3 protein-coding genes and 1 pseudogene are annotated in these 5989 nt (G+C 64.0%); all 4 read right to left on the bottom strand.

All coding sequences use genetic code 11. The features are described from left to right. A pseudogene (locus K728_RS20475) lies at positions 1-827 on the bottom strand (phospho-N-acetylmuramoyl-pentapeptide-transferase); the annotation flags it as partial. After that, the gene (locus K728_RS0105110) at positions 824-2350 is read right to left on the bottom strand and encodes a UDP-N-acetylmuramoyl-tripeptide--D-alanyl-D-alanine ligase (protein WP_024476051.1); all 1527 of its coding nucleotides are present in this window, start codon (positions 2348-2350) and stop codon (positions 824-826) included. The pseudogene K728_RS20475 and the gene K728_RS0105110, both read right to left, overlap by 4 nt. A 6-nt stretch (positions 2351-2356) precedes the next feature. Further along, on the bottom strand, positions 2357-4039 hold the full coding sequence (locus tag K728_RS0105115; RefSeq protein ID WP_024476052.1) for a UDP-N-acetylmuramoyl-L-alanyl-D-glutamate--2,6-diaminopimelate ligase: 1683 nt from the start codon (positions 4037-4039) through the stop codon (positions 2357-2359). A 57-nt stretch (positions 4040-4096) separates the two neighbouring features. Then, positions 4097-5866 carry a peptidoglycan D,D-transpeptidase FtsI family protein gene (locus K728_RS0105120; RefSeq protein ID WP_019481343.1) on the bottom strand — a complete coding sequence of 590 codons (1770 nt, stop codon included), beginning with the start codon at positions 5864-5866 and terminating at the stop codon, positions 4097-4099. Between the last annotated feature and the right edge of the window lie 123 nt (positions 5867-5989).

Genomic DNA, 5989 nt, shown 5'->3' on the forward strand with positions numbered 1-5989 from the left:
CCGCCGATGGCGAGCGAGCCGGTGTCACCCATGAAGATCTTTGCAGGCGAGGTGTTCCACCAGAGGAACCCGACCAGCGCACCGCACATGGTGCCGGCGATGAGGGCCAGATCGAGAGGGTCCCGGACGGTGTAACAGACGCTCCTGGCGACCTCGTCGAGTGCGCAACTCTGGTTGGACTGCCAAATGCCCATCAGCATGTAGGCGCCGAACACCAGGACGGATGCCCCGGCCGCAAGGCCGTCGAGACCGTCGGCGAGGTTCACGCCGTTGCTGGCTGCGGTGATGATGAGGTTGGACCAGATGACGAAGAGGACGGCGCCAACGATGGTGCCGGCGAAGGCCAGGTCGATCGACGTGTCGCGGATGAATGAAATGGCCGTTGAGGCCGGCGTCCTGCCGTTTTCGTTCGGGAAGCCAAGCGCAAGGACGGCGAAGATGATGCCGACGAGGGTCTGTCCCGCGATTTTCGCCGGGGCGCTGAGGCCCAGACTCCGCTGTTTGGAGATCTTGATGTAGTCGTCGAAGAATCCGACGATTCCCATGCCGACCATCAGGAGTAGCAGCAACAGACCCGAGACGGACGGCCCGGTGGAGACTCCGGCCCAGATCATCAGCAGGTGGGTGACGAAGTAGGCAATCAGGACGGAACCGACGATGACGGCGCCGCCCATGGTGGGCGTCCCGCGCTTGGTGTGGTGGGCTGTGGGGCCGTCATCGCGAATGAATTGACCGTAGCCACGGTTCACGAGCAGGCGGATAAACAGTGGGGTACCCACGAGGGCCAGCACCAGCCCCATGGCTGAGCCGATCAGTAGCGCAATCACAGCTGCGGCCCCCCTTGGAGGTCAGTTGGGCCGGGCTCTGATGGTTCAGGCGTGGCAGTGGATGGTGCAACAGTCGAGGACAATGCTATCCGATCACCTAAAAATCGAAGCCCCGCCCCGTTGGAGGATTTGAACAGCACCAGGTCTCCAGGTTCCAGAGCCGAGGCGAGAATTTCCTCGGCCGCCGCGACGTCATCGGCGAACAGGACCTCATCCCCCCAGGACCCCTCGAGGACTGCACCGTTATAGAGAGCACGGGCCCCCATCCCGATCACGAGCAGCTTGGTGATGTTGAGCCGAACCACGACCCGGCCGACGGCGTCGTGCTCGGTGATCGATTCGTCGCCGAGTTCGAGCATTTCGCCGAGCACGGCCCAGGTGCGGCGACCCCGCCCTAGTTCGGCCAGGGTACGAAGCGCGGCTCGCATTGAGTCAGGATTGGCGTTGTACGCGTCGTTGATGACCGTCACGCCGTCGGCGCGTTCGGTGCGTTCCATCCGCCAGCGACTCCGTGCTTCCGACCGCGACAGGGCGTCGGCGATGGCTGCGCCCGGGATGCCGAGCGTCCCGGCAATTGATGCGGCGGCGAGGAGGTTGGTGATTTGGTGCGTCCCGATCAGCCGTGAGGTGACCTGATGCTCGGTGGACCCGTCGGGACCGGGCAGGCCCAGCGTGAATGATGGGTGCCCACCGGGGGTGGTTGTGACACCGGTGGCCCGAACAACTGGTCCGCCGCCGGGGAGATGCGAGTTGTCGGAAGTGAAGTAGAGCTTGGACGCGGCGGTCACGGTCTCCATGGCCAGGACCCGGGCGTCGTCGGCGTTGATGATTGCCGTTCCGCTTCCCGGCAGCGAACGAAGCAGCTCCGACTTGGCCTTGGCGATGTTGTCCACTCCACCGAACTCTCCGGCGTGGGCGCTGCCAACTCCCAGGACGACACCGATATCGGGCGCGACCATGTCCGCCAGGTAGGTGATCTGCCCGATCTTAGTGGCACCCATTTCGATGATCAGATACCTGGTGTCGTAATCGGCGCTGAAGACGGTCAGCGGAACGCCCACCTCGCCGTTGTAGGACCCGATCGGGGCAACAGTGGGGGCATGCTCCCTGAGGATGCCTGCCAGCAGGTCCTTGGTGGTGGTCTTACCGGCCGACCCGGTAATGCCGATCACCGTCAGCGGCGAATGGGCGCGCAATCTTTCCACCACGGCGGCAGCGAGCCGGCCCATGGCCAGCACCACATCGTCGACGACGACGGCGGGGTACTCGCCAGCACCAGCGGCGTCCTCATTCGCTACCGGGTGTTCCAGCAGTGCCAGCACAGCCCCATTACGGAAGGCCTGCGGCACGAACTGGTGACCGTCAGCGTTTGCACCGGGCTTGGCGACGAACAGGCCACCGGCCTGTACCTCGCGGGAATCCACGGTGACGGAGCTAACGGTCTGGGTCTGCCGTGCTGCGGCAGTGGGGGTCAACTGACCCTTGGTGATTGCCGCGATTTCGGCTGCGCTTAGTTCAATCATGACGGTCTAGAATTCTATCCTGTGGCTGGGGTGGACAGAGAATCCGTAGCGTGTCAACGCCCGGGCCAGTTCCACCCGGTCGTCGAGCGGCAGGTTGACTCCCTTGACTTCCTGCCAGACCTCGTGGCCCCGCCCAGCAATCAGGACCGTATCAGCAGCGGTGGCCATTGCCACTGCGCGGTCGATCGCCTCGGCACGGGGATAAATTTCGAGTACCTCGCACGGGCGTTCGGCGGCGTCACGGGCCCTCAGTGCCCCCTCCAGGACACCCTGCCTGATCACGGCCTCGTCTTCATCGTGGGGGTCGTCGTCGGTGACAATCACCACGTCGGCCAGCTGCGCGGCGGTGGCCCCCATGAGTGGACGTTTGGTCTGGTCCCGCTGTCCGGTGGCGCCGAACACCACAATCAGCTTCGCCTCCGGGTCGGGAGGCCTGACCGATTCCAGGGTGCGGGCCAGAGCATCAGGGTTGTGGGCGAAATCGACTATTGCTGCCGGGTGGTCGCCGATGAGCTGCATGCGTCCTGGTACTGCCGCCGAGAACGGATCTGCGCTGTCCGCGGCGCGCTGCACGTCGTCTGCAGCCACCCCTGAGGCGAGCACCATTACCGTCGCCAGTGCGGCGTTCGAGATATTGAAGGTACCCGGCAGGCCCGAGTGCAGCGTGAGTTCTTCCCCCGCTGGTCCGTGCAGCGAGAATCGGTGGCCGAGCCCGCGTTTGACCACATTACGAACCTGCCAGTCGGCGGTGCCGGNCCCGCCGCCGTTCGTGTCGGCGTCGTTCGTCTGGGCGCCGTTCGTGTGGCCGTCGTTCGTCTGGGCGTCGTCGTCCTGGGTGACGCTCGTGCTGAGGGTGACGACGTCGGCCCCGGCCACCTCGGCCATTTTCAGGCCCCACGGGTCGTCGATAATGATGACCGCGCGGCTCGTCCGTTCCCGCGCGAAGAGTTCAGCCTTGACCGCAAAGTACTCCTCCATGGTGCCGTGCAGGTCGAGGTGGTCCTGGGTCAGGTTGGTGAACCCGGCCACGTCGAAGTGGACGCTGTCCACCCGACGGTACTCAATCGCGTGGGAAGACACCTCCATGGCGGCGGTTTCGATCCCCCGTTCACGCATCAACCCGAGGATGCCATGTACCTGCGGCGATTCGGGGGTGGTGAGAGCGCTGGCGATTGGTTGGCCGCCGGCATGGATCTCAATGGTTCCCATCAACCCGGTGGTCCGACCCAGCCCCGCCAGCAACGCATTGATGAAGTAGGTGGTGGTGGTTTTGCCGTTGGTGCCGGTGACGCCGAACAGGGCGGGCCGGCTCGTTTCGTCCGGCTGACTGTTGAAGATGGTCGCCGACAGTGGACCCACGAGTTCCCTGAGGCGGGCAGCTCTGAACAGGGGAACGGTGCCGACCAGTTCGGCTGCGGCGGCTTCCACCCCTGCCTCGTCGGTCAGGACGGCGACGGCGCCAGAGCGCAGAGCGGCGGCGGTGAACGACGCACCGTGCCTGCCTGAACCGGGTAGGGCTATGTACAGATCCCCGGCCCTGATCATTCTGGAATCAATCGCCACCCCGGTCACACGGACGTGTGCGGCGGCGTCGTCGTACCCGGGAACCGGTTCGACAGTCGGCAACCCGGCTGGAAGGTCGCTGAATGCCTGTGCCAGCGGGACCGGAGCCACGACTGCTGGACGCATCCCGGCATCGGGTTGCGCGGCGGAATCTTCAATTGTTGGCACGTGTGTTGCTCCGGGTCAGTACTCGATGGGGTAGGTCTCGGGCTTGCCGGTGGATGGTGCGACGTTCCTGGCGTTGAGCACCTGTTCCATTACCTTTTGGAATGACTCCCCCGGTATCAGATAATACAGATCGCCCTGCGGCCGCTGCAGCGTCACCACCACGACGTACTCCGGGTCATCCATTGGCGCCATGCCAGCGTAGGTGAGGGTGTACCCGTCGTAGCCGCCGGTAGCGCTTGGCGCTTCGGCCGTGCCCGTCTTGGATCCCACGCGGTATTCGTCCAGCGCACCCGAAGCACCTGAGCCATCAACGGTAACGGTTTCGAGCATCTTCTGTAGCTGGCCTGAGGTTTCAGTGGAGACCACTTCGACGCCCTCGTCCTGGGGCACCTTGTGCTCGGTTCCGTCGGGGTCAATGTAGGCATCGATCAACCGTGGTTTCAGCCGGACGCCGTCGTTGGCGATCGTCTGGTAGACCATCGCGGTGTGCAGCGCGGTCTGCGCGAGGCCCTGCCCGAACAGCACCGTGTACTGCTGGCGGTCGTCCCACTCTTCCGGCTGGGCGAGGATACCGCTGGTCTCACCGTTCAAACCGACATCGAGGGGCTGCCCGATCCCAAACTTGGTGAGCCAGTCGTAGCGCTGTTGCTTGCTGAGCTGCTCACCAATCATCACCGTTCCGGTGTTCATGGATTTGGCGAAGATTCCGGCGGCGGTGCGCTGCTCCTCGCCATGCTCGAAAGCATCCTTGAACGTCTGGTTGTCCACGGTGTAGGTGTTTGGCAACAGGAATTCGCTGGTCGGTTCAATGATTCCCTCCTCCAGCCCTGCTGCCATGGTGATCAGCTTGGTGGTGGAGCCGGGCTCGAAGGATGAGGTGACCGAGAGGGGTTTACGAAATTCGGGTTCAGTGGCTCCCGGGTTATTCGGGTCCATGGTGGTGGACTCGGCCATCGCGACAATGCCGCCGGTATCCGCTTCGACGACCACGATGTTGCCCCACTGGGCGTCGTACTCCTCCACCTGGGAGGCGATGGTCTGCTGGGCAAACCACTGGAGATCCTGGTCGATGGTCAGCTTGACTGACTGTCCGTCCTTGGCTGGCACATCCTCGTTGGTGGCGTAGGGAATCCGGATGCCGTCACCGCCGATCTCAAAGGTGCGGCTACCTGCTTCGCCGGTGAGCCGGTCGTCCTGGGTGAGCTCGAGGCCCTCATTCTGCTCGCCAACGAACCCGACGATTGATCCGGCGACCGGCCCGGAGGGGTAGGTGCGAAGGCTGACCGGGTCGGCGTAGACACCAGGCATCCGCACGGCCAATGCGGCGTTCTTGACCTCAGGGGTGACTTCCTGGGCGACATACCCGAACTTTTTGTCCCCGATGATTGCCGCCTCGAGGGTGGCCGCATCCTGGCCGAGGATCGTCGAGAGCTCGGCAAAACCCTCATCCATGGTGAGCTCCTCGCGGTCCCCCTCATCGTTGATCCGGGCGAAGGTGTCGCCTTCGGCGAGGGTCTGATCCACCACGATGTCGAAGCGCTCCACGCTGCGGGCCAGGTAATTTCCCTTGCTGTCGAGAATATCGCCGCGCATTGGCTGCACCGGGAACGATTCAAGCCGCTTATTCAGTCCGGCCTGCGCCATGCCGCCGAGGTCGAGCGCCTGCACCTGAAATAACCGGACCCCCAGCACCAGCAGGAGGATCAGGACGAAGGCCAGACCTACGCGTAGCCTTTTCGCGCCGAGAGCCACCCGGAATTTGTCGTGCTCAGTTGCTGTAGCCACTTCAATATCCTTCGGTGTCTTTCGGGTGATCGTCGATCGTGTGCGTTACCCGCCGGTGCCTTGCTGTGGTGCTGGAATTGATCCGCCGTTAAGCTCGATAGCCTGCGGCTGCTCGGCGGGGGG

Source organism: Arthrobacter sp. CAL618, assembly GCF_000468215.1.
Taxonomy (GTDB): domain Bacteria; phylum Actinomycetota; class Actinomycetes; order Actinomycetales; family Micrococcaceae; genus Arthrobacter_D.